Raw genomic sequence first — 26384 nt, forward strand, 5'->3', positions numbered from 1 at the left:
AGTTTGTTTATATAAATTAGTTTGTAATTTTTTACAGGAGTTTTTTATGTTAGATAATATTTCTAAGAATATCTTGAATTGGTCATCAGTTCGAATCTGCAGTATACTGGAAGTTTATATTTTATTTTATCTACGTTGGATAATTATAGCAACAGCAATTAGTTTATTATTTGTAAAATCAACCGTTGTGACTACATTATTGCTTATGTTTCTAACATTACTGACTGTTATCGTTGTAATAACTCATTTTTTAGTAAATCACATTGCAGAAGTTATTTTATACGAGCAAGTAAATTTTGGAAAATATATTTCTCTTTTAACTGAAACTTATGAAAGGCGTCCTGATAATAGAACAGGGAATTTAAATGCATTAAATCTGGGTTTAGCTAGGTGTGCTTTGTATCAAGGGAATTTTAGTGAGGCAATCCAATATGCTGAACGAATAAGAGTTAAAAGTTCTAAATTGAATTTGAAACGTATTTATGAACTAAACGTTGTATTTATAGAATCATTATCATACCTTCATTTAAGGGAGACAGATGAAATTTCTAAACTTTTAGTATCTTTTGATTGGGAAAAAATTAAAAGAATTGATAAAAATAGAATGTTGGATTTAATTGAACCAGTATCAAAAATACTCAATGGAGAAGTTACAGACTACTTTGACACTACTGAACCAGAAAATAAGCTAGCTCGAATCATGTTTTCTTATTACGGAGCTCTCAATGCCCAATTAAAAGGAGATGAAGCTCGTGCACGTAGTTTGTTTGAAAGTATTGCCCATGAAAATCCAGAGCTTTTCTATGTTAAGGAAGCGAAGAAATATTTAGAATTAGTGAAATGAGAGTAATATATGAAATTAGTTAAAAAAATAGTAAGTAGGGCGACAGAAAACACTCTTTTACAACTTGATAGGGTTATTCTAATTTGCTTATTTTTAGTCTTGGTTATTTATGTGATGGCAGTATTTTTAATATTTCAAAGCAATTTGGAAATATTGGGACTCATATTATTAGTTATTGACTTTTTAGTTCTCGTCTTTGTATTTTATTTAAGATTTGTATCTAGAAAAGTTATTGTTCTAGTGTTACACGATTCTATTGATCTTAAGCTATATGAAGACATGTTAAGAGTTCAATCAGAAAAATCTATTAAGCCCTTTAGGGCAACATATCGTGAGAATTACCAAATTATCCAAGGTCGAGTGGCTTATTTAAAAGGAGATTTTCAAGCTGCCAAGGAAAATATGTCCAAATATGATTTGAAAAAAATTTGGAAGAGATTCAGAACCCCTGCGTTTTTAATATCAAGCTTTGAACTATTAAAAGTTTCTCTTCATCTTCAAGATGCGCAAGATATTGCTTTCTTTGAGGAACAATTGTCCAAGGCACCAGATTTTAAAGGAGGCAAAGCTACACTTGTTGCTCAAGCCCAAGCCATAAAAGATATTGTGTTCAATAAAGAAGCGAACGACTACTTCGACATTACTGAACCAGAAAGTAAGCTAGCTCGAATCGTGTTTTCTTATTACGGCGCTCTCAATGCCCAATTAAAAGGAGATGAAGAACGTGCCCGTAGTTTGTTTGAAAGTATCGCCCATGAAAATCCAGAACTCTTTTGTGTTCAGGAAGCTAGGAAGTATTTAGAAAAATGAGCTGATATAGTTTTAAAATCTGTCTAAGATAGAATATGTTGATGTAAAGTAAAAAGGGAAATAGAAAGCAAAAATGAACGGTATTATCAACTTAAAAAAAGAAGCGGGGATGACCTCGCATGATGCGGTTTTTAAACTGCGTAAGATTTTGGGAACCAAGAAGATTGGTCATGGTGGGACCTTGGATCCGGATGTAGTGGGTGTTTTGCCTATTGCGGTTGGCAAGGCGACCCGCATGGTCGAGTTTATGCAGGATGAGGGCAAGGTCTATGAGGGGGAAATCACTCTTGGCTATTCCACGACGACTGAGGATGCTAGTGGGGAAGTGGTCGCTGAGACACCCGTTCTGTCGCCCTTGGATGAAAAGCTTGTCGATGAAGCAATCGTTAGTTTGACTGGGCCTATTACTCAGATTCCACCTATGTATTCGGCTGTCAAGGTCAATGGTCGTAAGCTCTATGAGTATGCACGTGCAGGTCAGGAAGTGGAGCGTCCAGAACGTCAGGTGACCATTTATCAATTTGAGCGAACAAGTCCGATTTCTTATGAGGATCACCTCCCACGATTCACTTTTCGTGTAAAATGTAGCAAGGGAACCTATATTCGTACCTTATCGGTTGACTTGGGAGAAAAACTTGGCTATGCTGCCCATATGTCTCATCTGACTCGAACTAGTGCAGCCGGTTTACAGCTAGAAGACGCTCTTACCTTGGAAGAAATTGCTGAAAAAGTGGAGGCTGGTCAACTGGACTTTCTCCATCCTCTAGAGATTGGTACAGGAGACCTTGTCAAAGTTTTACTAACTCAAGAAGAGGCTACAGAAGTACGCTTTGGTCGTTTTATCGAGCTCGACCAAACAGAACAAGAATTGGCTGCCTTTGAAGATGATAAATTGCTAGCCATTCTTGAAAAACGGGCCAATCTCTACAAGCCAAGGAAGGTTTTTATCTAATCTAACTGGAGTGTGGGGATGGAATTCTTCCCCTTGACTATCCAAATCAGACTATAAATTTTGCAAAAAATGTGATAGAATAGACGACGGATAAAAAAACGGAGGATAGCATGCAAAATAGACCAATCATTATCGGAGTGACAGGTGGTTCTGGTGGAGGTAAGACCAGTGTTTCAAGAGCCATTTTATCGCATTTTCCTGATGAAAAGATTTCCATGATTGAGCATGATTCATACTACAAGGATCAGTCTCATTTGACCTTTGAAGAGCGTGTCAAAACCAACTACGACCATCCTTTTGCCTTTGATACAGACTTGATGATTGAGCAGATTAAGGAATTGTTGGCAGGGCGTCCGGTGGACATTCCGACTTACGACTATACAGAGCATACACGAAGTAGCAAGACCTATCGTCAAGAACCTCAAGATGTCTTTATCGTTGAGGGGATTTTGGTCTTGGAGGATAAGCGCCTGCGCGATTTGATGGATATTAAGATTTTTGTGGATACAGATGATGATGTGCGCATTATTCGTCGGATCAAGCGTGATATGGAAGAGCGTGGCCGTAGCCTTGATAGCGTCATTGACCAGTACTTAGGTGTGGTTAAACCTATGTATCATCAGTTTATCGAACCAACCAAGCGTTATGCTGATATCGTCATTCCTGAAGGGGTCAGCAATACCGTGGCTATTGACCTGTTGACAACCAAGATTGAAAAGATTTTGGAAGAAGCTCGAAACAGCAAATAATCAGATGTGGAGGCTTTGCCTCCTTTTTTATTTTTCCCTCATAATGGTACATAAATGGAGATTTTTAGGCATATTTTTGGTATAATAATACCCATGAAAGAGCAAGAAAATGAATAGTAGGTGGAGATGGAAAAGTATTTATCGGTAACAACTTTGACCAAGTATCTGAAAATGAAATTCGATAAAGACCCTTACTTGGAACGGGTCTATTTAACTGGTCAAGTTTCCAACTTTCGTAAACGACCTACTCACCAATATTTCTCCCTAAAAGATGACCATGCAGTTATTCAAGCGACTATTTGGTCTGGGATTTATCAGAAATTAGGTTTTGACCTGGAAGAAGGAATGAAGATCAATGTGATTGGGCGTGTGCAGGTCTATGAACCAAGTGGTAGCTACTCCATTATCATTGAAAAGGCAGAGCCTGATGGAGTTGGTGCGCTTGCGATTCAGTTTGAGCAACTCAAGAAAAAATTGACAGAAGAAGGCCTGTTTCAAGAACGCTTCAAGCAACCTCTGCCCCAATTTTCTAAGAGAATTGGTGTAGTGACCAGTCGCAGTGGAGCCGTTATTCGAGATATTATCACGACCGTCAGCAGGCGATTTCCAGGTGTTGATATCCTTCTCTATCCGACCAAGGTGCAAGGTGATGGAGCAGCAGAAGAAATTGCTCGAAATATTGCGCGTGCTAATCAACGGGACGATTTGGATTTGCTCATTATTGGTCGTGGTGGAGGTTCTATCGAGGATCTCTGGGCCTTTAACGAAGAAATTGTAGTACGAGCTATTTTTGAATCTCGTTTGCCAGTTATCTCTAGTGTGGGGCATGAGACAGATGTAACCTTGGCAGATTTTGTGGCAGATAGACGGGCTGCGACGCCAACGGCGGCAGCTGAACTAGCAACACCTGTGACCAAGTTGGATGTGTTAGCACATTTGCAAAATCAGGAAAAACGAATGGCAACGGCAGTCCGAAATGTCCTATCTAAGAAACAAGAAGCTTTGAAAAAATGCAGTCAGTCAGTCATCTTTAGACAGCCAGAGCGTTTGTATGATGGCTATTTGCAACGCTTGGATCAACTGCAACTGCGATTAAAACAAAGTTTGCGAACACGGATTTCTGATAACAAACAGCTAGTACAAGCAAGGACGCATCGACTGGTTCAATTATCACCTGTTACCAAAATCCAACGCTATCAAGACCGTTTAGGTCAGTTGGATAAGCTCCTACGTAGCCAAATGGCGCTGGTTTATGATGCCAAGGTTGCTGAAGTCAAGCGACTTTCAGAAGCCTTGTTGATGTTGGATACCAGTCGAATTGTGGCGCGTGGCTATGCTATTGTCAAAAAAGAAGAGTCAGTTGTGGATTCGGTTGAGAGTTTGAAGAAAAAAGACCAAGTGACGCTTTTGATGCGAGATGGTCAAGTAGAATTAGAGGTTAAAGATGTCAAAACAAAAGAAATTTGAGGAAAATCTAGCAGAACTGGAGACTATTGTCCAAAGTTTGGAAAATGGTGAAATTGCTTTGGAAGATGCGATTGCTGCCTTTCAAAAGGGTATGGTCTTGTCAAAAGAGCTCCAAGCGACGCTGGACAAGGCTGAAAAGACCTTGGTCAAGGTTATGCAAGAAGACGGAACAGAAAGTGATTTTGAATGAAGAAGCAAGAAAAATTAACTCTTGTCGAGTCGGCTTTGGAAGATTTTTATGGAGACCAGCAGTTTGCCTCTAGTTTGCGAGAGTCTGTTCTCTATTCCATTCATGCTGGTGGCAAGCGTATTCGACCTTTTCTCTTGTTAGAAGTTCTGGAAGCCTTGCAGGTCGCTATTAAACCTGCTCACGCGCAGGTGGCTGCGGCCTTGGAAATGATTCATACAGGGAGCTTGATTCACGATGATCTTCCAGCTATGGATGATGATGATTACCGTCGGGGACGCTTGACCAATCATAAGAAATTTGGTGAAGCTATGGCCATTTTGGCAGGAGATGCTTTATTCCTAGATCCCTATGCCTTGATTGCGCAGGCAGATTTGCCAAGTCAAATCAAGGTGGACTTGATTGCCAACTTATCTCTTGCTTCAGGAAGTCTGGGCATGGTGGCAGGCCAGGTTTTGGACATGGAAGGTGAACACCAGCATTTGTCTTTGGAAGAACTTCAGACCATTCATGCTAATAAGACTGGAAAACTACTAGCCTTTCCCTTCCAAGCAGCTGCCATCATAGCCGAATTGGCACCTGAGATGCAGGCAAAACTTAAAACTGTAGGTGAATTGATTGGGCTTGCTTTTCAGGTCAGAGACGATGTGCTGGATGTGACCGCTAGTTTTGAGGAAATCGGCAAGACACCTCAAAAGGATTTGCAGGCAGAAAAATCAACCTATCCTGCTTTGTTGGGCTTGGAAGAGGCCATTGCCTTTTGTAACCAAACCCTGGATCAAGCTAATGCCAAATTAGAAGAAATTTCCCAGCAGATTCCTTTTGATATAGAATCGATTGTAAGTGTAGTAGAAAGTTTGAGAATCAATGGCTAAGGAAAGAGTGGACGTACTAGCTTATAAACAGGGCTTGTTTGAAACGCGAGAACAGGCCAAGCGTGGAGTGATGGCTGGTCTAGTCGTAGCAGTCCTTAACGGAGAACGGTTTGACAAGCCAGGAGAGAAAATTCCAGATGACACCGAGCTAAAACTCAAGGGCGAGAAACTCAAGTATGTCAGTCGTGGTGGCTTGAAATTGGAAAAGGCCTTGCAGGTCTTTGATTTGTCAGTGGATGGTGCGACCACGATTGATATCGGTGCCTCTACTGGTGGCTTTACCGATGTTATGTTGCAAAATGGTGCTGAGTTAGTCTTTGCAGTTGATGTTGGTACCAATCAGTTGGCTTGGAAACTACGCCAAGACCCACGAGTTGTCAGCATGGAACAGTTCAATTTCCGCTATGCTGAAAAGACTGATTTCGAGCAGGAACCGAGCTTTGCCAGTATTGACGTGAGTTTCATTTCCCTCAGTCTGATTCTTCCGGCCTTGCATCGTGTGTTGGCTAATCAAGGTCAGGTTGTGGCTTTGGTTAAGCCTCAGTTTGAGGCAGGACGTGAGCAGATTGGGAAAAATGGAATTATTCGCGATGCCAAGGTCCATCAGAATGTCCTTGAATCTGTCACAGCTATGGCAGTAGAGGCAGGCTTTTCAGTCCTTAGATTGGATTTTTCTCCCATCCAAGGTGGGCATGGAAATATTGAATTTTTAGCGTATTTAAAAAAAGAAGAGTCAGCAAGCAATCAGGTTCTTGCTGAGATTGAAGAAGTAGTAGAGAGGGCGCATAGTCAATTTAAAAATGAATAAAAAAGAGAGACTTGAAAAAATTAGACGATTTGTGACAGATTATCAAATCGGTACGCAAGAAGAAATTGTAGAACATTTGAAAGAGGCAGGCATCACTGCCACTCAGGCAACTGTATCCCGAGATATCAAAGAATTAGGTATTGTCAAAATTCCTTTGAGAGACAACACCTATGTCTACGAATTGCCAAAATCAATCGTAAAAAGTTTGCAACTGGCTGAAGACAATATTGAGTCAGCTGAATTGATGGATAAGATGATTAATCTCCAAGTTATTCCAGGAAATACAGCCTTTGTAAAAGCTCAGTTAATCGAGACATTTGCGGACAAGATTTTCAGCTGTTTGGCTGATGATAGCTCGATTTTAGTCATTGCCAGAAGTGAAAGTCTAGCTGAGGAAATCTTTGAACAAGTAAAAAATTGGTAGGTCTATATGTTACTTGAAATTTCGATAAAAAACTTTGCCATTATTGAGGCTATCTCCTTCAATTTTGAAAAGGGAATGACTGTTCTGACTGGTGAAACGGGTGCAGGGAAGTCGATTATCATTGATGCCATGAATATGATGTTGGGAGCTCGTGCTACGACAGATGTTATTCGTCATGGTGCGCTAAAGGCAGAGATTGAGGGGCTTTTCTCAGTTGAGAATAGTCGCCTTTTGCAGGAAATTTTTGATGAGCAAGGTTTGGAATTGGGTGATGAGATTATTATCCGTCGGGAAATTCTGCAAAATGGTCGTAGTATCAGCCGTGTGAATGGCCAGATGGTTAATCTGTCTGTATTGCGTGCTATTGGACAACATCTAGTAGATATTCATGGTCAGCATGACCAAGAGGAATTAATGCGTCCCCAACTTCATATCCAGATGTTGGATGAATTTGGTGATGCAACTTTTTGGGAATTGAAAGAAACCTATCAGACGAGTTTTGATGCCTACCGTAAAATGCGTAAGCAGGTTCTGGAAGTCAAGAAAAACCAACAGGAACACAAGGCACGTATCGAAATGTTGGAATTTCAAATGGCAGAGATTGAGGCAGCAAACTTGCAGGCTGGAGAAGATCTGGTTCTCAATCAAGAGAGAGAGAAACTGCTCAACCATAAAAATATTGCGGATACGCTGACCAATGCCTATAGTATGTTGGACAATGAAGACTTTTCAAGTCTAGCCAATGTTCGTTCAGCCATGAATGATATGGAGAGTGTCGAAGAGTATGACCCGGAATATCGTGAAATTTCAAGCTCACTATCTGAGAACTACTATGTCTTAGAAGACATTAGCAAACGTCTGGAAGCTATTATTGAGGACCTTGATTTTGATGGCAATCGCCTCATGCAGGTTGAGAATCGTTTGGATCTCCTTCATACTATTACCCGTAAGTATGGTGGGACTGTAGACGATGTCTTGCTTTATTTTGCCAAGATTACGGAAGAATACAATCTCTTGACAGGTAATAACCTTTCGTCTGAGGACATGGAAGCAGAGCTTAAGAAGTTGGAAGTCAATCTTGTCGATTTGGCAGGTCAACTTGCCTCTGCTCGTCATGACTTGGCTCAGCAGCTCGAAGCTGAGATTAAACAAGAACTGCAAGATCTTTATATGGAAAAAGCCCAGTTTCAGGTTCGTTTTAGCAAGGGCAAATTCAGTCGTGAGGGAAATGAAATGGTTGAGTTTTATATTTCAACCAACCCTGGCGAAGATTTTAAACCCTTGGTTAAGGTTGCATCTGGCGGAGAATTATCTCGTCTCATGCTAGCCATTAAGTCTGCCTTTTCTCGTAAAGAAGGTAAGACCAGCATTGTTTTTGATGAGGTGGATACGGGAGTTTCAGGACGTGTAGCTCAGGCTATTGCACAGAAGATTCACAAGATTGGTCAGCATGGTCAGGTTCTGGCTATTTCCCATTTGCCACAAGTGATTGCGATTGCGGATTATCAATTCTTTATTGAGAAGATTAGTAATGACCATTCAACAGTTTCGACTGTTCGTCTCTTGACGGTTGAAGAGCGAGTGGAAGAAGTTGCTAAGATGTTGGCAGGTGATGATGTGACAGAAGCAGCCCTGACGCAAGCCAGAGAATTGTTGAGAAACAGGGAGAAGTAAGATGACAGACTATTATGTAATTGGAGATGTTCACGGAAAAGCTGGGATGCTGGAAGACCTTCTCAAAACATGGGATGGTCAGACCCAGTTGCTCTTTCTAGGGGATTTGATTGACCGCGGTGAAGATAGTCGCCGTGTTCTTGAAATGGTTAAGGACTTGGTTGATAATCAAGGGGCGATCTGTTTATCAGGAAATCATGAGTATATGTTTTTAACTTGGCTCGATGACCCAGAAGAAAGCTGTGACCACTATCGTCGCAATGGTGGAGATACAACCATTAACTCTATCCTAGGTCGTCCCTTGGATGCACCAGTTGACGGGGTTGAGGATGCCAAGCGTGTTGCTACTGAAGCGGCAGATTTGGTCGAATTCATTCGTCAAATGCCTTTTGTGGTAGAGACAGACAAGTATATCTTTGTTCATGCAGGTATTGATTTGACCTTGGATGACTGGCGTGAAACCACAGATTATAAAAAAGTCTGGCTTAGAAAACCATTCCACGAAGCAGAAAATCATACTGGAAAAATCATTGTCTTCGGCCATACACCGGTTTATGGTTTGTTACAGCAAGAGCGTGGTACTGCTGAGCTTTGGACTACAGAAGATGGCAAGGTTGGGATGGACGGAGGAGCTGTCTACGGTGGTGTCCTTCACGGGATTGTCTTTACTGACCAAGGAATGACAGAACACCACTTTATCGAAAATGACGGCTTTGTCGCTGAAGATTAGTACTCCTAGCAGGGTATGGTCTTGTCAAAAAGTCAAAAACAATTTATAATAAATAGATACCCTGAAAGGAAGAGAATCATGAACTTAGAAGAATTGAAAAAACGACAGGAGAAGATCCGTAACTTCTCTATTATCGCCCATATTGACCACGGAAAGTCGACTCTAGCAGACCGCATTTTGGAAAAGACAGAGACGGTTTCAAGTCGTGAAATGCAGGCCCAGCTTTTGGACAGCATGGATCTAGAGCGAGAACGTGGGATTACCATTAAACTCAATGCCATCGAGTTGAATTACACTGCAAAAGATGGGGAAACTTATATTTTCCACTTGATTGACACGCCGGGACACGTAGACTTTACCTATGAAGTTTCGCGTTCGCTAGCTGCCTGTGAGGGAGCGATTTTGGTGGTCGATGCTGCCCAAGGAATTGAAGCTCAAACCCTTGCCAACGTTTATTTGGCCTTGGATAATGATTTGGAAATCATGCCAGTCATTAACAAAATTGACCTGCCAGCTGCAGATCCAGAGCGCGTGCGTACAGAGATTGAAGATGTGATTGGTTTGGATGCCAGTGAAGCAGTCTTAGCATCTGCCAAGGCTGGTATCGGTATCGAAGAAATTCTTGAGCAAATCGTAGAAAAAGTGCCAGCGCCAACAGGTGATGTGACGGCGCCACTTAAGGCCTTGATTTTTGACTCTGTTTACGATGCTTACCGTGGAGTTATCCTCCAAGTGCGTGTTATGGATGGGGTGGTTAAACCTGGCAATAAGATTCAGCTTATGAGCAATGGCAAGACCTTCGATGTGACAGAAGTCGGTATTTTTACACCCAAAGCAGTTGGTCGTGATTTTCTTGCGACTGGTGACGTTGGTTATATTGCAGCTTCTATTAAGACGGTTCAGGATACGCGTGTGGGTGATACCGTTACCTTGGCAACCAATCCTGCGGCAGAGCCATTACATGGTTACAAGCAGATGAATCCTATGGTCTTTGCGGGTCTATATCCTATCGAGTCAAACAAGTACAATGACCTACGTGAAGCCCTTGAAAAATTGCAACTGAATGATGCTAGTCTCCAATTTGAACCAGAAACATCTCAGGCACTTGGATTTGGTTTCCGTTGTGGTTTCCTTGGACTTCTCCATATGGATGTTATCCAAGAGCGTTTGGAACGTGAGTTCAACATTGACCTCATCATGACAGCTCCATCTGTTATCTATAAGGTCAACTTGACCGACGGCGAGTCTATGGATGTGTCTAACCCATCTGAGTTCCCAGACCCAACTAAGATTGCGACCATTGAGGAGCCATATGTTAAAGCGCAAATCATGGTACCACAGGAGTTTGTTGGAGCAGTGATGGAGCTAGCTCAGCGCAAGCGTGGGGACTTTGTGACTATGGACTATATTGATGATAATCGTGTCAATGTTATCTATCAAATTCCACTGGCTGAAATCGTCTTTGATTTCTTTGATAAGCTTAAGTCTTCGACTCGCGGTTATGCAAGCTTTGACTACGAATTGTCAGAATATCGCCCATCTAAGCTGGTCAAAATGGATATTCTTCTCAATGGAGACAAGGTGGATGCCCTTAGCTTTATCGTTCACAAGGATTTTGCCTACGAACGTGGAAAACTCATCGTTGATAAACTTAAGAAAATCATTCCTCGTCAACAATTTGAGGTTCCAATTCAAGCAGCAATTGGGCACAAGATTGTCGCTCGTACTGATATCAAGGCCCTTCGTAAGAACGTACTTGCTAAATGTTATGGTGGTGACGTTTCTCGTAAACGTAAACTCCTTGAAAAACAAAAAGCTGGTAAGAAGCGCATGAAAGCTATCGGATCAGTAGAAGTTCCACAAGAAGCCTTCCTCAGCGTCTTGAGTATGGATGAAGAGTAGAAGTATAAAGAAAAATATTTTATTGTTGATAAACTTTAAATATCAAACAACAAAGATAAATAAAAGAAGATCAAATGGTCTTCTTTTTTATTTTTTTTACGAATAAATAGATGAGTAGAAAAAGAAATGGAGTTATTTATGAAAATCACAAACTATGAAATCTATAAATTGAAAAAATCAGGTTTGACCAATCAACAGGTTTTGGCAGTTCTAGAATACGGTGAAAATGTCGATCAAGAACTTTTGTTGGGTGATATTGCAGAAATATCAGGTTGCAGAAATCCAGCTGTTTTTATGGAACGTTACTTTCAGATAGACGATGCGCATTTGGAGAAGGAGTTTCAAAAATTTCCATCTTTCTCTATTTTAGATGACTGTTACCCTTGGGATTTGAGTGAAATATATGATGCGCCTGTACTTTTATTTTACAAGGGAAATCTTGACCTCTTGAAATTCCCGAAGGTAGCAGTCGTGGGCAGTCGTGCGTGTAGCAAACAGGGAGCTAAGTCAGTTGAAAAAGTCATTCAGGGCTTGGAAAATGAACTGGTTATCGTCAGTGGCTTAGCCAAGGGCATTGACACAGCAGCTCATATGGCAGCTCTTCAGAATGGCGGAAAAACCATTGCAGTGATTGGAACAGGACTGGATGTGTTTTATCCTAAAGCCAATAAACGCTTGCAAGACTACATCGGCAATGACCATCTGGTTCTAAGTGAATACGGACCTGGTGAACAACCTCTGAAATTTCATTTTCCTGCCCGTAATCGTATCATTGCTGGACTTTGTCGTGGTGTGATTGTAGCAGAGGCTAAGATGCGTTCAGGTAGTCTCATTACCTGTGAGAGAGCAATGGAAGAAGGGCGCGATGTCTTTGCTATTCCTGGTAGCATTTTAGATGGACTATCAGACGGTTGCCATCATTTGATTCAAGAAGGGGCAAAATTGGTCACCAGCGGGCAGGATGTTCTTGCGGAATTTGAATTTTAATACTCTTCGAAAATCTCTTCAAACCACGTCAGCATCACCTTGCCGTAGGTATGGTTACTGACTTCGTCAGTCTCATCTGCAACCTCAAAGCAGTGCTTTGAGCAACCTGCGGCTAGCTTCCTAGTTTGCTCTTTGATTTTCATTGAGTATAAGAAGAAAGTCCGCTTACTAGATAAACTTTTCTTCTATTATAGTAGCTAAGTCTTGACAGGGTTCAAAAAATGGTTTACACTTTATAAAGTTTATTACTTTGAAAAGGTGTGATACTGTGGCTACGGCAACAAAAAAGAAAAAATCAACAGTTAAAAAAAATCTAGTAATCGTGGAGTCGCCTGCTAAGGCTAAGACGATTGAAAAATACCTAGGCAGAAACTACAAGGTTTTAGCCAGTGTCGGGCATATTCGGGATTTGAAGAAATCCAGTATGTCCGTCGATATTGAAAATAATTATGAACCGCAATATATCAATATTCGAGGAAAAGGTCCTCTCATTAATGACTTGAAAAAAGAAGCCAAAAAAGCTAATAAAGTCTTTCTGGCGAGTGACCCGGACCGTGAAGGAGAAGCGATTTCTTGGCATTTGGCTCACATTCTCAACTTAGATGAAAATGATGCTAACCGTGTGGTCTTCAATGAAATCACCAAGGATGCGGTCAAAAATGCTTTTAAAGAACCTCGTAAGATTGATATGGACTTGGTCGATGCCCAACAGGCACGTCGAGTCCTAGACCGCTTGGTAGGCTATTCGATTTCGCCTATTTTGTGGAAGAAGGTCAAGAAGGGCTTGTCAGCAGGTCGCGTTCAGTCTATTGCTCTTAAGTTAATCATTGACCGTGAGAATGAAATTAATTCCTTCCAACCAGAAGAATACTGGACAATTGATGCTGTCTTTAAAAAGGGAACCAAGCAATTCCAGGCTTCCTTCTATGGAGTAGATGGTAAAAAGATGAAACTGACTAGCAATGATGAGGTCAAGGAAGTCTTGTCTCGTCTGACTAGTAAAGACTTTTCAGTGGATCAGGTAGATAAGAAAGAGCGCAAGCGCAATGCTCCTTTACCTTATACCACTTCATCTATGCAGATGGATGCTGCTAATAAAATCAATTTCCGTACTCGAAAAACCATGATGGTTGCCCAACAGCTCTATGAAGGGATTAATATTGGTTCTGGTGTGCAAGGTTTGATTACCTATATGCGTACCGATTCGACTCGTATCAGTCCTGTAGCGCAAAATGAAGCAGCAAGTTTCATTACGGACCGTTTTGGTAGTAAGTATTCTAAGCATGGTAGCAAGGTCAAAAATGCTTCAGGAGCTCAGGATGCCCACGAGGCTATTCGTCCGTCTAGTGTCTTTAATACACCTGAAAGTATTGCTAAGTATTTGGACAAGGATCAGCTCAAGCTTTATACTCTTATTTGGAATCGTTTTGTAGCGAGTCAGATGACAGCTGCTGTCTTTGATACCATGGCTGTTAAATTATCTCAAAATGGGGTTCAATTTGCTGCTAATGGTAGTCAGGTTAAGTTTGATGGTTATCTTGCCATTTACAATGATTCTGACAAGAATAAGATGTTACCAGATATGGCTGTTGGAGATGTGGTTAAGCAGGTGAATAGCAAACCAGAGCAACATTTCACTCAACCTCCTGCTCGCTATTCTGAAGCGACACTGATCAAGACCTTGGAGGAAAATGGGGTTGGCCGTCCGTCAACCTACGCACCAACCATTGAAACCATTCAGAAACGTTATTATGTTCGCCTTGCAGCCAAACGCTTTGAACCGACAGAGTTGGGAGAAATTGTTAATAAGCTCATCGTTGAATATTTCCCAGATATCGTAAACGTGACCTTTACAGCTGAAATGGAAGGCAAACTGGATGATGTCGAAGTCGGAAAAGAGCAGTGGCAACGTGTCATTGATGCCTTTTACAAACCATTCTCCAAAGAAGTGGCCAAGGCTGAAGAAGAAATGGAGAAAATCCAGATTAAGGATGAACCAGCTGGATTTGATTGTGAAGTGTGTGGCAGTCCAATGGTCATTAAACTTGGTCGTTTTGGTAAGTTCTATGCTTGTAGCAATTTCCCAGATTGCCGTCATACCCAAGCAATCGTGAAAGAAATCGGTGTTGAGTGTCCAAGTTGTCATCAGGGACAAATCATTGAGCGTAAAACCAAGCGTAACCGTCTCTTCTATGGTTGCAATCGCTATCCAGAATGTGAATTTACCTCTTGGGATAAGCCTGTTGGTCGTGACTGTCCAAAATGTGGCAATTTCCTCATGGAGAAAAAAGTCCGTGGTGGTGGCAAGCAGGTTGTATGTAGTAATGGTGACTACGAAGAAGAAAAGATTAAATAAGAGGAGAGTCCTGAAAGTGAATTTCAGGCTCTTTTTGGTTGGAACTTGACAAAATTCACCATTGTATGCGAAACTAGAAGAAGATTATTTTATACTCAATGAAAATCAAAGAGCAAACTAGGAAACTAACCGCAGGTTGCTCAAAGCACTGCTTTGAGGTTGCAGAAGAGACTGACGAAGTCAGGAACCATACCTACGGTAAGGGTGACGTTGACGCGGTTTGAAGAGATTTTCGAAGAGTATTAACTAGGAGAAGTTATGCGTCTTATCTATCTAATTATTGGTTTTTTATCACTGGCCTTGGCTATTATTGGGGTTGTTTTACCCTTGTTGCCCACAACGCCTTTTCTTTTGTTGTCTATTGCTTGTTTTTCAAGAAGTTCCAAGCGCTTCGAAGATTGGCTTTATCATACCAAGCTCTATCAAGCATATGTGGCTGATTTTCGGGAAACCAAGTCCATTGCACGTGAACGTAAGAAAAAAATCATTGTATCTATCTACATCTTGATGGGAATTTCCATTTATTTTGCACCTCTTTTGCCGGTCAAAATCGGTTTGGGAGCTTTGACCATCTTTATCACCTATTATCTCTTTAAGGTTATTCCAGACAAAGAATAGGTAAAATTTGTTACTATTTCCCTTGATAAAATTGAAAGTATATTCACAATAATATGATATAATAAATTCAAAGTAATCTTCAAGGAGAATCAAATGATTTACGAATTTTGTGCTGAAAATGTGACCTTGCTTGAAAAAGCGATGCAGGCTGGAGCTCGTCGAATCGAACTCTGTGATAATCTTGCAGTTGGTGGAACAACACCCAGCTATGGAGTGACCAAGGCAGCTGTTGAACTGGCAGCTAACTACGATACGACCATTATGACCATGATTCGTCCACGTGGTGGCGACTTTGTCTATAATGATCTTGAAATAGCTATCATGCTAGAAGACATTCGATTGACTGCTCAGGCCGGTAGTCAAGGGGTTGTATTTGGGGCTTTAACTGCTGATAAGAAGTTGGATCAAGCTAATCTGGAGAAGCTGATTGCAGCATCAAAAGGGATGGAAATTGTCTTCCATATGGCCTTTGATGAATTGAGTGACGAAGACCAGTTGGAAGCTATTGACTGGCTCAGCCAAGCTGGTGTCACCCGTATCCTAACTCGTGCTGGTGTGTCTGGCGATTCATTAGACAAACGTTTTGCTCACTATCACAGAATTTTGGAACATGCTAAAGGTAAAATTGAAATCTTACCAGGTGGGGGAATTGACCTTGACAACCGTCAAACTTTTATCGACCAGTTGGGCGTGACACAATTGCATGGAACCAAGGTTGTCTTTTAAAAAATAGAAAGGAACTGCTAGCTTTGGGTAGCAGTTTTCACTTATGTTTGAAATTTTTAAATCTTACCAGTTTAATCAAGAAAAGGCTCGTGCCTATGGTTTTTTAGAAAGTAGTGGAGTTTGGACCCATAGTTTCACTATCTTGCAGGGCGACTTTGTTATGACTGTGTCCATCACTGCTGATAATGTGAGTTTTCAAGTCTTTGATCAGGAAACTGGTGACCTCTATCCTCAAGTCCATATGGAAAGTTTTAAAGGAAGTTTTGTTGCAATCGTCCGTGATGCTTGTCTGGAGATTCTCTACCAGATACGGAAGACTTGTTTTGATGTTCAGGATTATATCTGTCCTCAGACTAAGCGTATTATGGCTCAGGTTCAGGAAAAGTATGGAAATCAGTTGGAGTATCTGTGGGAGAAATCTTCTGATACAGCAGTATTACGTCATGAAGGGAATCAAAAGTGGTATGCCGTCTTGATGAGAATCTCTTGGGATAAGTTGGAAAAGGGTAGAGAAGGATTAGTGGAAGCAGTCAATCTCAAACACGATCAAGTAGTGGACTTGCTTTCAGAAAAGGGAATTTATCCAGCCTTTCATATGAACAAACGCTACTGGATTAGTGTGGCGCTTGATGATACTTTATCAGATGAAGAAGTGCTAGAATTGATAGAAAAAAGTTGGAACTTAACCACTAAAAAATGAAACATTTCAAGATTTTTCAAGAACTTTCAATTAGCAAAATATTCTCTACTGAAGAAATTTTCAGAAAATATTGGATTTTTTCTTGACAAGTACTTTTGCCTATGCTAAAATACTAAACAAGATATCAAACGAAGGAGAAAGTCAAACATGAAAACAGCTAAGTTTAATCAATTTGCTTTGTTGTTGAGGTACTCGGGCTAGTGCAAAAAGCATTAGTCCTGTTTGGCTTACCAAGCGGGAGTGAATCAACATCTCGCTTGGGTTTCTGAGCGAGATGTTTTTTTAAAACCACATTTGGAAAAGGGGAAATCTTATGAGAACAGTTGAATTTCTAGATACCAGCCTTCGGGATGGAGAACAGACACCGGGTGTTAATTTTTCAATCAAGGAAAAAATTGCTATTGCAAGACAGCTTGAGAAATGGGGCATTTCAGCCATCGAAGCTGGTTTTCCGGCGGCTAGTCCAGACTCATTTACAGCAGTGCAGGAAATCGCCAAGGTCTTGAAGAAAACAGCGGTAACTGGTCTGGCTCGCTCTGTCAAGTCTGATATTGATGCTTGCTATGAAGCTCTCAAGGACGCCAAGTATCCACAGGTTCACGTCTTTATCGCTACCAGTCCGATTCATCGTAAGTATAAACTCAATAAGAGCAAGGAAGAGATTTTAGAAGCTATTAAGGAGCATGTTTCTTATGCCCGTTCTAAGTTTGAAGTGGTCGAATTCTCTCCTGAAGATGCGACCAGAACGGAGTTGGATTTCCTCCTGCAAGTTGTTCAAACAGCGGTCGATGCAGGGGCGACTTACATCAATATCCCTGATACGGTTGGATTTACCACTCCAGAGGAATACGGAGCTATCTTCAAATACTTGATTGAGAATGTCAAGACGGAACGTCAGATTATCTATTCACCTCACTGTCATGATGACCTTGGAATGGCAGTGGCAAATAGCCTTGCTGCTGTCAAGAATGGGGCAGGACGTGTCGAAGGGACTATCAACGGTATTGGTGAGCGAGCTGGAAATGCTGCTTTAGAAGAAATAGCAGTTGCGCTCAATATTCGCCAAGATTACTACCAAGCAGAAACCAGTATTGTCCTAAATGAGACAATCAATACGTCAGAAATGGTTTCTCGCTTCTCAGGTATTCCAGTTCCTAAAAACAAGGCTGTGGTCGGTGGCAATGCCTTTTCTCACGAATCTGGTATTCACCAAGACGGAGTCCTTAAAAACCCTCTCACTTATGAGATTATCACACCTGAATTGGTTGGTGTTAAGAGTAATAGCCTTCCACTTGGAAAATTGTCAGGTCGCCATGCCTTTGTTGAAAAATTAAGAGAATTGGCCCTAGACTTTACAGAAGAGGATATCAAGCCACTCTTTGCTAAGTTCAAGGCACTGGCCGATAAGAAACAAGAAATTACAGATGCAGATATTCGTGCTCTGGTAGCTGGAACCATGGTTGAAAATCCAGAAGGATTCCACTTTGATGATTTACAACTTCAAACTCATGCAGATAATGACATTGAAGCACTCGTTAGCCTAGCCAATATGGATGGTGAGAAAGTCGAATTTAATGCAACAGGGCAAGGTTCCGTTGAAGCGATCTTTAACGCTATCGATAAGTTCTTTAACCAATCTGTCCGCTTGGTATCTTACACTATTGACGCGGTGACAGATGGAATTGATGCCCAAGCTCGGGTCTTGGTAACTGTTGAAAATAGAGATACAGAAACCATCTTTAACGCAGCAGGTCTTGATTTCGATGTGTTAAAGGCTTCGGCTATTGCCTACATCAATGCCAATACCTTTGTTCAAAAAGAGAATGCTGGTGAGATGGGACGTAGCGTTTCCTATCGCGACATGCCTAGTGTGTAAAGGAGAAGGCTATGACAAAAAAAATAGTAGCTCTAGCAGGGGACGGAATTGGCCCAGAAATCATGGAGGCTGGTTTAGAGGTTCTGGAAGCTCTAGCTGAAAAAACAGGTTTTGACTATGAGATTGATAGACGACCTTTTGGAGGTGCAGGTATCGATGCTGCAGGGCATCCCTTACCTGATGAAACTCTCAAGGCATGTCGTGAAGCAGATGCCATTCTCCTAGCGGCTATCGGTAGTCCCCAGTATGATAGTGCAACGGTTCGGCCTGAACAAGGCTTGCTAGCTCTCCGTAAGGAACTCAATCTTTACGCTAATATTCGCCCTGTAAAAATCTTTGACAGTCTCAAGCATTTGTCACCTCTCAAACCAGAACTAATTGCTGGTGTGGACTTTGTCGTTGTGCGGGAGTTGACAGGCGGGATTTACTTTGGAGATCATATCCTTGAAGAGCGCAAAGCGCGTGATATCAACGACTATAGCTATGAGGAAGTAGAGCGGATTATTCGCAAAGCCTTCGAAATTGCAAGAAATCGGAGAAAAATCCTTACCAGCATCGATAAACAAAATGTTCTAGCGACCTCAAAACTCTGGCGGAAAGTAGCTGAGGAGGTCGCACAGGATTTTCCAGATGTAACCTTGGAACACCAATTGGTGGACTCAGCTGCAATGCTCATGATTACCAATCCTGCCAAGTTTGATGTCATCGTGACAGAAAATCTTTTCGGAGATATTCTCTCTGATGAGTCGAGCGTTCTATCTGGCACACTTGGAGTTATGCCATCAGCCAGTCATTCTGAAAAGGGTCCAAGTCTCTATGAGCCCATTCACGGTTCAGCACCTGATATTGCTGGTCAAGGAATTGCCAATCCTATCTCCATGGTTTTATCAGTGGCCATGATGCTGAGAGACAGCTTTGGACGTTATGAGGATGCAGAGCGTATCGAACGTGCAGTAGAAGCCAGTTTGGCAGCAGGAATTTTAACGAGAGATATAGGAGGACAGGCTTCGACCAAGGAAATGACGGAAGCTATTATCGCAAGGTTATGAAGTTAGACGAAAAAATTACTCTAGTCCTTTTTATTTGGAATGTCATGGTTTTCTTGATTTATGGTATTGACAAATCCAAGGCAAGGAGAAGAGCTTGGCGCATTCCTGAGAAAATCTTACTTATTTTAGCCTTTACTTGTGGTGGTTTTGGTGCCTGGCTAGCAGGAATCATCTTTCACCACAAGACTCGAAAATGGTATTTTAAAACAGTTTGGTTTCTCGGGATGGTGTCCACACTAGTAGCTTTATATTTTATTTGGAGGTAATGGATGGCAGGAAAATCGATTTTTGATAAATTATGGGACCGTCATGTCATCACAGGAGAAGAGGGGCAGCCCCAACTCATGTATGTGGACCAGCACTATATTCACGAGGTGACCAGTCCTCAAGCTTTTCAAGGATTACGAGACGCAGGTCGCAGATTGAGACGACCAGACTTGACATTTGGAACTTTTGACCACAATGTACCAACTGTCAATATCTATGATATTCGAGATGTGATTTCTAAGGCTCAAATTGATAAGCTTGCTGAAAATGTTGAGGAGTTTGGGATTGAACATGCGGCCCACGGTTCTGAAAAACAAGGAATTGTTCACATGGTTGGTCCAGAAACAGGACGGACCCAACCAGGGAAATTCATTGTCTGTGGAGACAGCCATACAGCAACCCACGGGGCTTTCGGAGCGATCGCTTTTGGGATTGGGACTAGTGAGGTTGAGCATGTCTTTGCTACCCAGACCCTCTGGCAAGTTAAACCCAAGAAAATGTTGGTAGAATTCACTGGAGTTCCTCAAAAAGGAGTTTATTCCAAGGATTTCATTCTCTCCTTAATTGCTAAATACGGCGTTGCTTGCGGTGTAGGCTACGTGGTGGAATATAGAGGACAAGCTATTGATGCACTGAGCATGGAAGAGCGAATGACCATCTGCAATATGTCCATCGAGTTTGGATCCAAGATGGGAATCATGAATCCGGATCAAACCACCTTTGATTATCTCAAGGGACGCGAGTGTGTTCCAGAGGACTTCGAAGAGGCTGTGGCGGATTGGAAAACAATTGTCAGTGATGATGATGCTGTTTATGATAAGGTTATCCAGATGGATGTCTCAGACTTGGCTCCCATGGTGACCTGGGGAACCAATCCTGCTATGGGCGTTGACTTTGACAGTAGCTTCCCAGAAATTAAGGATATGAATGATGAGCGAGCCTACAACTACATGGACTTGGAACCAGGTCAAAAGCCAGCAGATATTGAACTAGGCTATATCTTTATCGGTTCTTGTACCAATGCTCGGCTCAGCGACTTGCAACTGGCTGCTCGATTTGTCAAAGGAAAGAAAATTGCTCCCAACTTAACGGCTATCGTGGTTCCAGGCTCTCGTCCTGTCAAACGAGCTGCTGAGAAGTTGGGTTTGGACAAGGTCTTTCTAGATGCTGGATTTGAATGGAGAGACCCAGGTTGCTCTATGTGCCTAGGAATGAATCCAGACAAGGTTCCAGATGGCGTCCACTGCGCTTCAACTAGCAACCGTAACTTTGAAGACAGACAAGGATTTGGTGCTAAGACCCATCTCTGTAGTCCAGCCATGGCAGCTGCGGCAGCTATCGCAGGGCGCTTCGTAGATGTTCGGCAAATGCCAGAAGCCCAGTAAGGAGAGGATATGGAAAAATTCACAGTTTATACAGGGACGACCGTTCCTCTTATGAATGATAACATCGATACCGACCAAATCCTTCCCAAGCAGTTTCTAAAGTTAATTGATAAAAAAGGCTTTGGTAAGTACCTCATGTATGCTTGGCGTTATCTGGATGACAAGTATACTGAGGACCCAGACTTTGTCTTTAACCGGCCTGAATATCGTAAAGCTAGTATCCTCATCTCAGGGGATAACTTTGGGGCAGGGTCTTCAAGGGAACACGCAGCTTGGGCTCTAGCAGACTACGGTTTTAAGGTCGTGATTGCAGGCTCTTTCGGTGATATTCATTACAATAATGAACTCAATAATGGCATGTTGCCTATTGTACAGCCTAGAGAGGTTAGAGAGAAACTAGCCCAGCTAAAACCAACCGATCAGGTAACTGTGGACTTGGAACAACAAAAAATCATCTCACCAGTTGGAGAATTCACTTTCGAAATCGATAGTGAATGGAAACACAAGCTCTTAAACGGTTTGGATGATATCGGCATTACCTTGCAGTATGAAGATTTGATTGCTGCTTATGAAAAACAACGACCAGCCTACTGGCAGGATTAGAAGAAAAATAGAAAAGGAAATAGAACTATGACAAAACACATTCAATGGAACGGAACACTTTCACAAGAAGGCTATGACATTTTAAAAGGTGAGGGAGGGTGCATTGTTTGCCCTACAAAAGTCGGTTATATCATCATGACTAGCGATAAGGCAGGACTTGAACGCAAGTTTGAAGCCAAAGAGCGTAACCGTAACAAACCAGGTGTTGTTCTCTGTGGTAGCATGGATGAGCTTCGCGCTTTAGCACAACTCAACCCAGAAATTGAAGCCTTCTACCAAAAACATTGGGACGAAGATATTCTTCTTGGTTGTATCCTTCCTTGGAAACCAGAAGCCTTTGAGAAATTGAAAGCTTATGGGGATGGCCGTGAAGAGCTGATGACTGATGTGCGTGGTACTAGCTGTTTCGTTATCAAGTTTGGGAAAGCTGGTGAACAATTGGCTGCCAAACTTTGGGAAGAAGGCAAGATGGTCTATGCCTCATCTGCAAACCCATCTGGAAAAGGAAACCGTGGTAAAGTAGAAGGTATCGGAGAACGCATCGAAAGGGCAGTTGACCTTGTTATCGAGGCAGACGACTATGTGGCATCTATCCAGCCTGACAAAACGATTGAAACTCGCTACGAGCAAGGTGTGATGGTCTCTATGGTTGATAAATACGGTAAACTCATCCCAGAACAAGGAGGAGCACGTTCAACTTCACCAGCTCCAGTTGTAATCCGCAAAGGGCTTGACATTGATAAGATTATGATGCACCTGTCAGACACTTTTAACTCATGGGACTATCGTCAGGGCGAGTATTATTAAGATAAAAAAGAAGTCTAGTGTTAAGAGGGAATACCCTACTCTACATTAGGCTTTTCTTTAGAAATTCTTTTCTTTTTTTTATAGATATGATATGCTAGATGCAGAATATATTAATAGAATGTAGTTTTTGCAAAGTAAAATATCTTACTTTGAACGAAACAAATATAATTTAAGTCCAACAATAAATTTTTAATAAGCAAGGAAAACACAATGGTTTCAGAACAAACTTTCATTGACAGGATAAAAAAAGAATTCCCAGATGCAATTGAAAATCAAACAAAAAGTTATATTTCTTTTCAGGTTAAAAATAGGAAAGGGAAGTTACAAAATTTTATAGAGATTAATTTTCAAAATAAAGGAATAAAGATTGCCGTTCTCTCTAAGAGTCTTCATGATTCAGATATTTTGTTGTTTAATAAGAAGCCTGATTCATTCGGTTGGACACTTGATGCTGAGTATTTTATTGAGGATGAAAATTCATTAAATGAGATTTTACCTTTTATAAATAAATCTTATGAATTTGTAAAAAGTGGAATTAAATCAGAGTGTTATAAAGTCTTCAAAGAATTTTTGTCTAAATTTGTGAATCAAGCAAATATCTATAATTCAAAAGATATAGAAATTAAACGTTCTCAAAAATTAGATGGAGCTGAACATATTTACCCTGCTCTGACTATTGAGGGCATTCCGTACAAAGTTGAAATGCTTAATACAGGTCATTTTGGTCCGAAGAGTGGTAATGGATATATTAAATCACCTTACTTTGGTTATCGGCTGAGTGACATTGATAACTCATGGATAAATATAAGGTGTGGTTTTCAGAGCTTTAAACTCACAGAATTTAAAATAGTAAAATGGTATAGTAATAATCGAGATGAAGATTTAGATTATAAATACTTTGTCAAGGACTTAGAGTTGGAATCAACTGCTGAACCTAACGATATTTTAAAAGAGTTTTATGATAATTTCACTAGTTTTTATAGAGAATCAGACAAGGAAGAGATAAACATGTCAGAAAATATCAACGAGTATAAGAATATCTTACTACAATCCAAAAACCTCATCCTCCGAGGTGCACCTGGTACAGGAAAAACTTATCTTGCTAAAAAAATTGCTATGGAGTTAACAAATGGTAATGAAGATCAAATTGGATTTGTACAGTTTCACCCATCTTATGACTATACGGATTTTGTAGAGGGATTGAGACCAGTATCTAATGGAGATGGTACCATTGAGTTTAAACTAGTAGATGGTATCTTTAAGAAGTTTTGTCAGAAAACTAGAGACGCTAAGAAAACTGGAGGCCAAGATAATTTTGATGAAGCTTGGACTAAACTAACGGATGCTATCAATGAGAAACAGGGACAATATTTGTTTCCTCGTAGTTCAGTTCCAGCTAGTTTAAATAGCCAAGGGAATGTGAAGTTTGATTCTCCTGTTGCTACCAAAGAAAAAGTATATCTTTTGTACAAGGGTGAGAAGACTAAGTTAAAGTACGAAACTTATCAAAAAATCGTTTTAGATCACATGAAAGAAAGTTATGGCTTATCTGATTATGTGTCTCCAAAAGAGATTAACACAGACAAAAACTTTGTATTCATTATTGATGAGATCAACCGTGGTGAGATTTCAAAGATTTTTGGAGAACTATTTTTCTCAATTGATCCTGGTTATCGTGGTGAAAAGGGAAGTGTATCTACCCAATATGCTAATTTACATGAAACTGATGAGAAATTTTATATCCCTGACAATGTCTATATTATCGGAACCATGAATGATATAGACAGATCTGTTGATACCTTCGATTTTGCTATGCGTCGTCGTTTCCGTTTTGTTGAAGTTACTGCTGAAAGTCAATTAGGCATGCTCGATGCTGCTCTTGGTGATAAAGCTGAAGAAGCGAAAAAACGTCTAAGAAACTTGAATACTGCTATTGAAAACGTTCAGGAATTAAACAGTCATTACCATATCGGACCAAGTTATTTCCGTAATTTAAAAGAATTGGATTATGACTATGAATTACTCTGGTCTGATTACCTCAAACCGCTTTTGGAAGATTACTTACGGGGTTCTTATGAAGAGGATGAAACTCTGGAGACATTGAAAAAAGCATTTAATCAGACAAGTATAGAGGAAGCAAGTGAGTCTATAGCTGATAACAATGAAGGCGTTGAGAATGATAATACGTATAACTGATAATCATTATAGAATTGCTAAAGAAGACTTTGTCGCAGAATATCCCAAGCTAAGTCAAGCACTTCTTGATAGAACACTGGATAATCTTTGTAAAGAGGAAAATATCTTCATTTTTCCAAATGATTTGAAAAATTCTCCTGACTTAGAAAAGGACCAAAAAATCTTTGAAACAGTTAATCAGAGAATCAAGACAGGAAATGTAATTGGTTTTCTGGGATATGGTCAGGAACGATTAACGATTTCCTCACGTTTTTCTGATGAGAGTAATGACCATTTTTTGCATTATCTCTTACAAAAGGTTCTCAATATCAATCTGACTAGTTTGGATGTCGGTCTATCTCCTGAAGATAAACTCTATCAACTCTTGGTTTACCTCTTTCCCAAGTATCTTCAAGCTGCTCTCCGAAAAGGTCTTTATAAGGAATACCATCGATTTTCTCATAACGACAGTCATGTTAAGGGAGTGATTGATGTAAGAAACCATCTCAAGAAAAATCTTCCTTTCACGGGAAATATTGCCTACACAACGAGAGAGTTCACCTATGATAATCCTCTCATGCAGCTGATTCGTCACACTATTGAATACATTAAGAATCAGAAAAGCATTGGTCAAGGGGTACTAGATAATCTCTCAACTAGTCGTGAAAACGTATCTGAAATCCTGCGTGTAACGCCCTCTTATAAACTAGCTGATCGTGCTAAGATTATTCGACGAAATCAATCTAAACTTTTGCGTCATGCATACTTTCACGAGTACAGAAAGTTACAAGAACTTTGTCTGATGATTCTAAATCAAGAAAAGCACGGTTTAGGGCATCAAGATCAAAAAATCCATGGTATTCTTTTTGATGTTGCCTGGCTTTGGGAAGAGTATGTTCATACTTTATTGCCAAAAGATTTCATCCATCCACGAAATAAAGAAAAACTAGGTGGTATTTCGGTATTTTCTGTTGGGAAACGGAAAGTATATCCAGATTTTTATCAAGAAGAGCTTAAAATAGTATTAGATGCTAAGTATAAAAAACTGGAATTGACTGAAAAAGGAATCAATCGTGAGGACTTATTCCAGCTGATTTCCTATTCTTATATTTTGAAAGCTGAGAAGGCTGGTCTTGTTTTTCCGAGCAAGGACAAGGTTGTTGATAATGAGATAGGAAAGCTAGCAGGTTATGGAGCCTTGTTGAAGAAATGGTCTATCCAAATTCCTCAGGAGTCTTCATCTTATAGTGAATTTTGTGAAATGCTGGAAAACTCCGAAGAAATATTTAAAAGTAATATTACTAAAGAAGTGGGGAGAAAATAATCTCTCCTCTTTCTTTTGTTATTTACACAATAAAAACCGAACAATATATTTTAATTTATAAAATTATTTGACAAAGACTGTACTTTAGT

At 40.7% G+C, this 26384-nt stretch carries 25 protein-coding genes; all 25 read left to right on the forward strand.

Features of this window, described 5'->3' with window-relative positions; genetic code table 11:
* The first annotated feature begins 46 nt into the window (after positions 1-46).
* The 25 genes from QM409_RS00080 to QM409_RS00200 all read left to right on the forward strand — a co-directional run bounded on the left by QM409_RS00080 (position 47) and on the right by QM409_RS00200 (position 26295).
* Positions 47-844 carry a hypothetical protein gene (locus QM409_RS00080; protein WP_414305009.1) on the forward strand — a complete coding sequence of 266 codons (798 nt, stop codon included), beginning with the start codon at positions 47-49 and terminating at the stop codon, positions 842-844.
* Between the two features lie 9 nt (positions 845-853).
* A complete protein-coding gene (locus QM409_RS00085; RefSeq protein ID WP_414305008.1) occupies positions 854-1654 on the forward strand; it encodes a hypothetical protein in 801 nt (266 codons plus the stop codon).
* Positions 1655-1727: 73 nt separating this feature from the next.
* Positions 1728-2606, forward strand: coding sequence for a tRNA pseudouridine(55) synthase TruB (truB, locus tag QM409_RS00090; protein WP_414305007.1), 879 nt, complete (start codon positions 1728-1730; stop codon positions 2604-2606).
* Between the two features lie 110 nt (positions 2607-2716).
* Positions 2717-3355: a uridine kinase gene (udk, locus tag QM409_RS00095; protein WP_001181377.1), complete on the forward strand. Its 639-nt coding sequence runs from the start codon at positions 2717-2719 to the stop codon at positions 3353-3355.
* 126 nt (positions 3356-3481) lie between these two features.
* Positions 3482-4822 (forward strand): exodeoxyribonuclease VII large subunit, encoded by a 1341-nt coding sequence (gene xseA, locus QM409_RS00100; protein WP_414305006.1) that lies wholly within the window; start codon positions 3482-3484, stop codon positions 4820-4822.
* Positions 4800-5012 carry an exodeoxyribonuclease VII small subunit gene (locus QM409_RS00105; protein WP_000043226.1) on the forward strand — a complete coding sequence of 71 codons (213 nt, stop codon included), beginning with the start codon at positions 4800-4802 and terminating at the stop codon, positions 5010-5012. The genes xseA and QM409_RS00105 overlap by 23 nt, the downstream gene beginning before the upstream one ends.
* On the forward strand, positions 5009-5884 hold the full coding sequence (locus QM409_RS00110) for a polyprenyl synthetase family protein (RefSeq protein WP_153198867.1): 876 nt from the start codon (positions 5009-5011) through the stop codon (positions 5882-5884). Before QM409_RS00105 ends, QM409_RS00110 begins: the two co-directional genes overlap by 4 nt.
* Positions 5877-6692, forward strand: coding sequence for a TlyA family RNA methyltransferase (locus QM409_RS00115; RefSeq protein WP_261051095.1), 816 nt, complete (start codon positions 5877-5879; stop codon positions 6690-6692). The genes QM409_RS00110 and QM409_RS00115 overlap by 8 nt, the downstream gene beginning before the upstream one ends.
* The gene (locus QM409_RS00120; protein ID WP_020900686.1) at positions 6685-7116 is read left to right on the forward strand and encodes an arginine repressor; all 432 of its coding nucleotides are present in this window, start codon (positions 6685-6687) and stop codon (positions 7114-7116) included. The genes QM409_RS00115 and QM409_RS00120 overlap by 8 nt, the downstream gene beginning before the upstream one ends.
* 6 nt (positions 7117-7122) lie before the next feature.
* Entirely contained in the window at positions 7123-8790 is a 1668-nt protein-coding gene (gene recN / locus QM409_RS00125; RefSeq protein ID WP_414305005.1) for a DNA repair protein RecN, read from the forward strand.
* A gap of 1 nt (position 8791) precedes the next feature.
* On the forward strand, positions 8792-9520 hold the full coding sequence (locus QM409_RS00130) for a metallophosphoesterase family protein (RefSeq protein WP_414305004.1): 729 nt from the start codon (positions 8792-8794) through the stop codon (positions 9518-9520).
* 78 nt (positions 9521-9598) lie between these two features.
* Positions 9599-11422 carry a translation elongation factor 4 gene (lepA, locus tag QM409_RS00135; protein ID WP_414305003.1) on the forward strand — a complete coding sequence of 608 codons (1824 nt, stop codon included), beginning with the start codon at positions 9599-9601 and terminating at the stop codon, positions 11420-11422.
* A gap of 138 nt (positions 11423-11560) precedes the next feature.
* Positions 11561-12409, forward strand: coding sequence for a DNA-processing protein DprA (dprA, locus tag QM409_RS00140; protein ID WP_000705318.1), 849 nt, complete (start codon positions 11561-11563; stop codon positions 12407-12409).
* Between the two features lie 268 nt (positions 12410-12677).
* The gene (gene topA / locus QM409_RS00145; RefSeq protein WP_414305002.1) at positions 12678-14765 is read left to right on the forward strand and encodes a type I DNA topoisomerase; all 2088 of its coding nucleotides are present in this window, start codon (positions 12678-12680) and stop codon (positions 14763-14765) included.
* A 258-nt stretch (positions 14766-15023) separates the two neighbouring features.
* Positions 15024-15383 carry a YbaN family protein gene (locus QM409_RS00150; RefSeq protein ID WP_004258004.1) on the forward strand — a complete coding sequence of 120 codons (360 nt, stop codon included), beginning with the start codon at positions 15024-15026 and terminating at the stop codon, positions 15381-15383.
* 93 nt (positions 15384-15476) lie between these two features.
* On the forward strand, positions 15477-16109 hold the full coding sequence (locus QM409_RS00155; RefSeq protein ID WP_049544128.1) for a copper homeostasis protein CutC: 633 nt from the start codon (positions 15477-15479) through the stop codon (positions 16107-16109).
* Between the two features lie 43 nt (positions 16110-16152).
* Positions 16153-16809: an MmcQ/YjbR family DNA-binding protein gene (locus QM409_RS00160; protein ID WP_414305001.1), complete on the forward strand. Its 657-nt coding sequence runs from the start codon at positions 16153-16155 to the stop codon at positions 16807-16809.
* 313 nt (positions 16810-17122) lie between these two features.
* Positions 17123-18685, forward strand: a complete 1563-nt coding sequence (locus tag QM409_RS00165; RefSeq protein WP_261103599.1) for a 2-isopropylmalate synthase — start codon at positions 17123-17125, stop codon at positions 18683-18685.
* A gap of 11 nt (positions 18686-18696) precedes the next feature.
* The gene (leuB, locus tag QM409_RS00170; RefSeq protein ID WP_414305000.1) at positions 18697-19734 is read left to right on the forward strand and encodes a 3-isopropylmalate dehydrogenase; all 1038 of its coding nucleotides are present in this window, start codon (positions 18697-18699) and stop codon (positions 19732-19734) included.
* Positions 19731-20000 (forward strand): DUF1294 domain-containing protein, encoded by a 270-nt coding sequence (locus QM409_RS00175; protein WP_261034125.1) that lies wholly within the window; start codon positions 19731-19733, stop codon positions 19998-20000. The genes leuB and QM409_RS00175 overlap by 4 nt, the downstream gene beginning before the upstream one ends.
* 3 nt (positions 20001-20003) lie before the next feature.
* A complete protein-coding gene (leuC, locus tag QM409_RS00180; protein ID WP_261034127.1) occupies positions 20004-21386 on the forward strand; it encodes a 3-isopropylmalate dehydratase large subunit in 1383 nt (460 codons plus the stop codon).
* Positions 21387-21395: 9 nt separating this feature from the next.
* The gene (gene leuD, locus QM409_RS00185) at positions 21396-21989 is read left to right on the forward strand and encodes a 3-isopropylmalate dehydratase small subunit (protein WP_049536560.1); all 594 of its coding nucleotides are present in this window, start codon (positions 21396-21398) and stop codon (positions 21987-21989) included.
* A 27-nt stretch (positions 21990-22016) separates the two neighbouring features.
* Positions 22017-22796 (forward strand): L-threonylcarbamoyladenylate synthase, encoded by a 780-nt coding sequence (locus tag QM409_RS00190; RefSeq protein ID WP_084887036.1) that lies wholly within the window; start codon positions 22017-22019, stop codon positions 22794-22796.
* A gap of 210 nt (positions 22797-23006) precedes the next feature.
* Positions 23007-24992, forward strand: a complete 1986-nt coding sequence (locus tag QM409_RS00195; RefSeq protein ID WP_414304999.1) for an McrB family protein — start codon at positions 23007-23009, stop codon at positions 24990-24992.
* A complete protein-coding gene (locus QM409_RS00200) occupies positions 24973-26295 on the forward strand; it encodes an McrC family protein (RefSeq protein WP_414304998.1) in 1323 nt (440 codons plus the stop codon). Before QM409_RS00195 ends, QM409_RS00200 begins: the two co-directional genes overlap by 20 nt.
* Positions 26296-26384 lie beyond the last annotated feature (89 nt).

It is taken from the genome of Streptococcus mitis, from assembly GCF_047465045.1.
Classification (GTDB): Bacteria; Bacillota; Bacilli; order Lactobacillales; family Streptococcaceae; genus Streptococcus; species Streptococcus mitis_DT.

Excerpts from the sequence above, each read along its gene's own strand:
- QM409_RS00115 (WP_261051095.1), top strand. The coding sequence starts at position 5,877 with ATGGCTAAGGAAAGAGTGGACGTACTAGCTTATAAACAGGGCTTGTTT.
- dprA (WP_000705318.1), top strand. The coding sequence starts at position 11,561 with ATGAAAATCACAAACTATGAAATCTATAAATTGAAAAAATCAGGTTTG.
- QM409_RS00080 (WP_414305009.1), top strand. The coding sequence starts at position 47 with ATGTTAGATAATATTTCTAAGAATATCTTGAATTGGTCATCAGTTCGA.
- leuC (WP_261034127.1), top strand. The coding sequence starts at position 20,004 with ATGGCAGGAAAATCGATTTTTGATAAATTATGGGACCGTCATGTCATC.
- QM409_RS00175 (WP_261034125.1), top strand. The coding sequence starts at position 19,731 with ATGAAGTTAGACGAAAAAATTACTCTAGTCCTTTTTATTTGGAATGTC.
- udk (WP_001181377.1), top strand. The coding sequence starts at position 2,717 with ATGCAAAATAGACCAATCATTATCGGAGTGACAGGTGGTTCTGGTGGA.
- QM409_RS00165 (WP_261103599.1), top strand. The coding sequence starts at position 17,123 with ATGAGAACAGTTGAATTTCTAGATACCAGCCTTCGGGATGGAGAACAG.
- QM409_RS00120 (WP_020900686.1), top strand. The coding sequence starts at position 6,685 with ATGAATAAAAAAGAGAGACTTGAAAAAATTAGACGATTTGTGACAGAT.
- lepA (WP_414305003.1), top strand. The coding sequence starts at position 9,599 with ATGAACTTAGAAGAATTGAAAAAACGACAGGAGAAGATCCGTAACTTC.
- QM409_RS00105 (WP_000043226.1), top strand. The coding sequence starts at position 4,800 with ATGTCAAAACAAAAGAAATTTGAGGAAAATCTAGCAGAACTGGAGACT.
- leuD (WP_049536560.1), top strand. The coding sequence starts at position 21,396 with ATGGAAAAATTCACAGTTTATACAGGGACGACCGTTCCTCTTATGAAT.
- truB (WP_414305007.1), top strand. The coding sequence starts at position 1,728 with ATGAACGGTATTATCAACTTAAAAAAAGAAGCGGGGATGACCTCGCAT.
- xseA (WP_414305006.1), top strand. The coding sequence starts at position 3,482 with ATGGAAAAGTATTTATCGGTAACAACTTTGACCAAGTATCTGAAAATG.
- QM409_RS00155 (WP_049544128.1), top strand. The coding sequence starts at position 15,477 with ATGATTTACGAATTTTGTGCTGAAAATGTGACCTTGCTTGAAAAAGCG.
- leuB (WP_414305000.1), top strand. The coding sequence starts at position 18,697 with ATGACAAAAAAAATAGTAGCTCTAGCAGGGGACGGAATTGGCCCAGAA.
- QM409_RS00190 (WP_084887036.1), top strand. The coding sequence starts at position 22,017 with ATGACAAAACACATTCAATGGAACGGAACACTTTCACAAGAAGGCTAT.
- QM409_RS00150 (WP_004258004.1), top strand. The coding sequence starts at position 15,024 with ATGCGTCTTATCTATCTAATTATTGGTTTTTTATCACTGGCCTTGGCT.
- QM409_RS00195 (WP_414304999.1), top strand. The coding sequence starts at position 23,007 with ATGGTTTCAGAACAAACTTTCATTGACAGGATAAAAAAAGAATTCCCA.
- QM409_RS00085 (WP_414305008.1), top strand. The coding sequence starts at position 854 with ATGAAATTAGTTAAAAAAATAGTAAGTAGGGCGACAGAAAACACTCTT.
- recN (WP_414305005.1), top strand. The coding sequence starts at position 7,123 with ATGTTACTTGAAATTTCGATAAAAAACTTTGCCATTATTGAGGCTATC.
- QM409_RS00160 (WP_414305001.1), top strand. The coding sequence starts at position 16,153 with ATGTTTGAAATTTTTAAATCTTACCAGTTTAATCAAGAAAAGGCTCGT.
- QM409_RS00200 (WP_414304998.1), top strand. The coding sequence starts at position 24,973 with ATGATAATACGTATAACTGATAATCATTATAGAATTGCTAAAGAAGAC.
- QM409_RS00110 (WP_153198867.1), top strand. The coding sequence starts at position 5,009 with ATGAAGAAGCAAGAAAAATTAACTCTTGTCGAGTCGGCTTTGGAAGAT.
- QM409_RS00130 (WP_414305004.1), top strand. The coding sequence starts at position 8,792 with ATGACAGACTATTATGTAATTGGAGATGTTCACGGAAAAGCTGGGATG.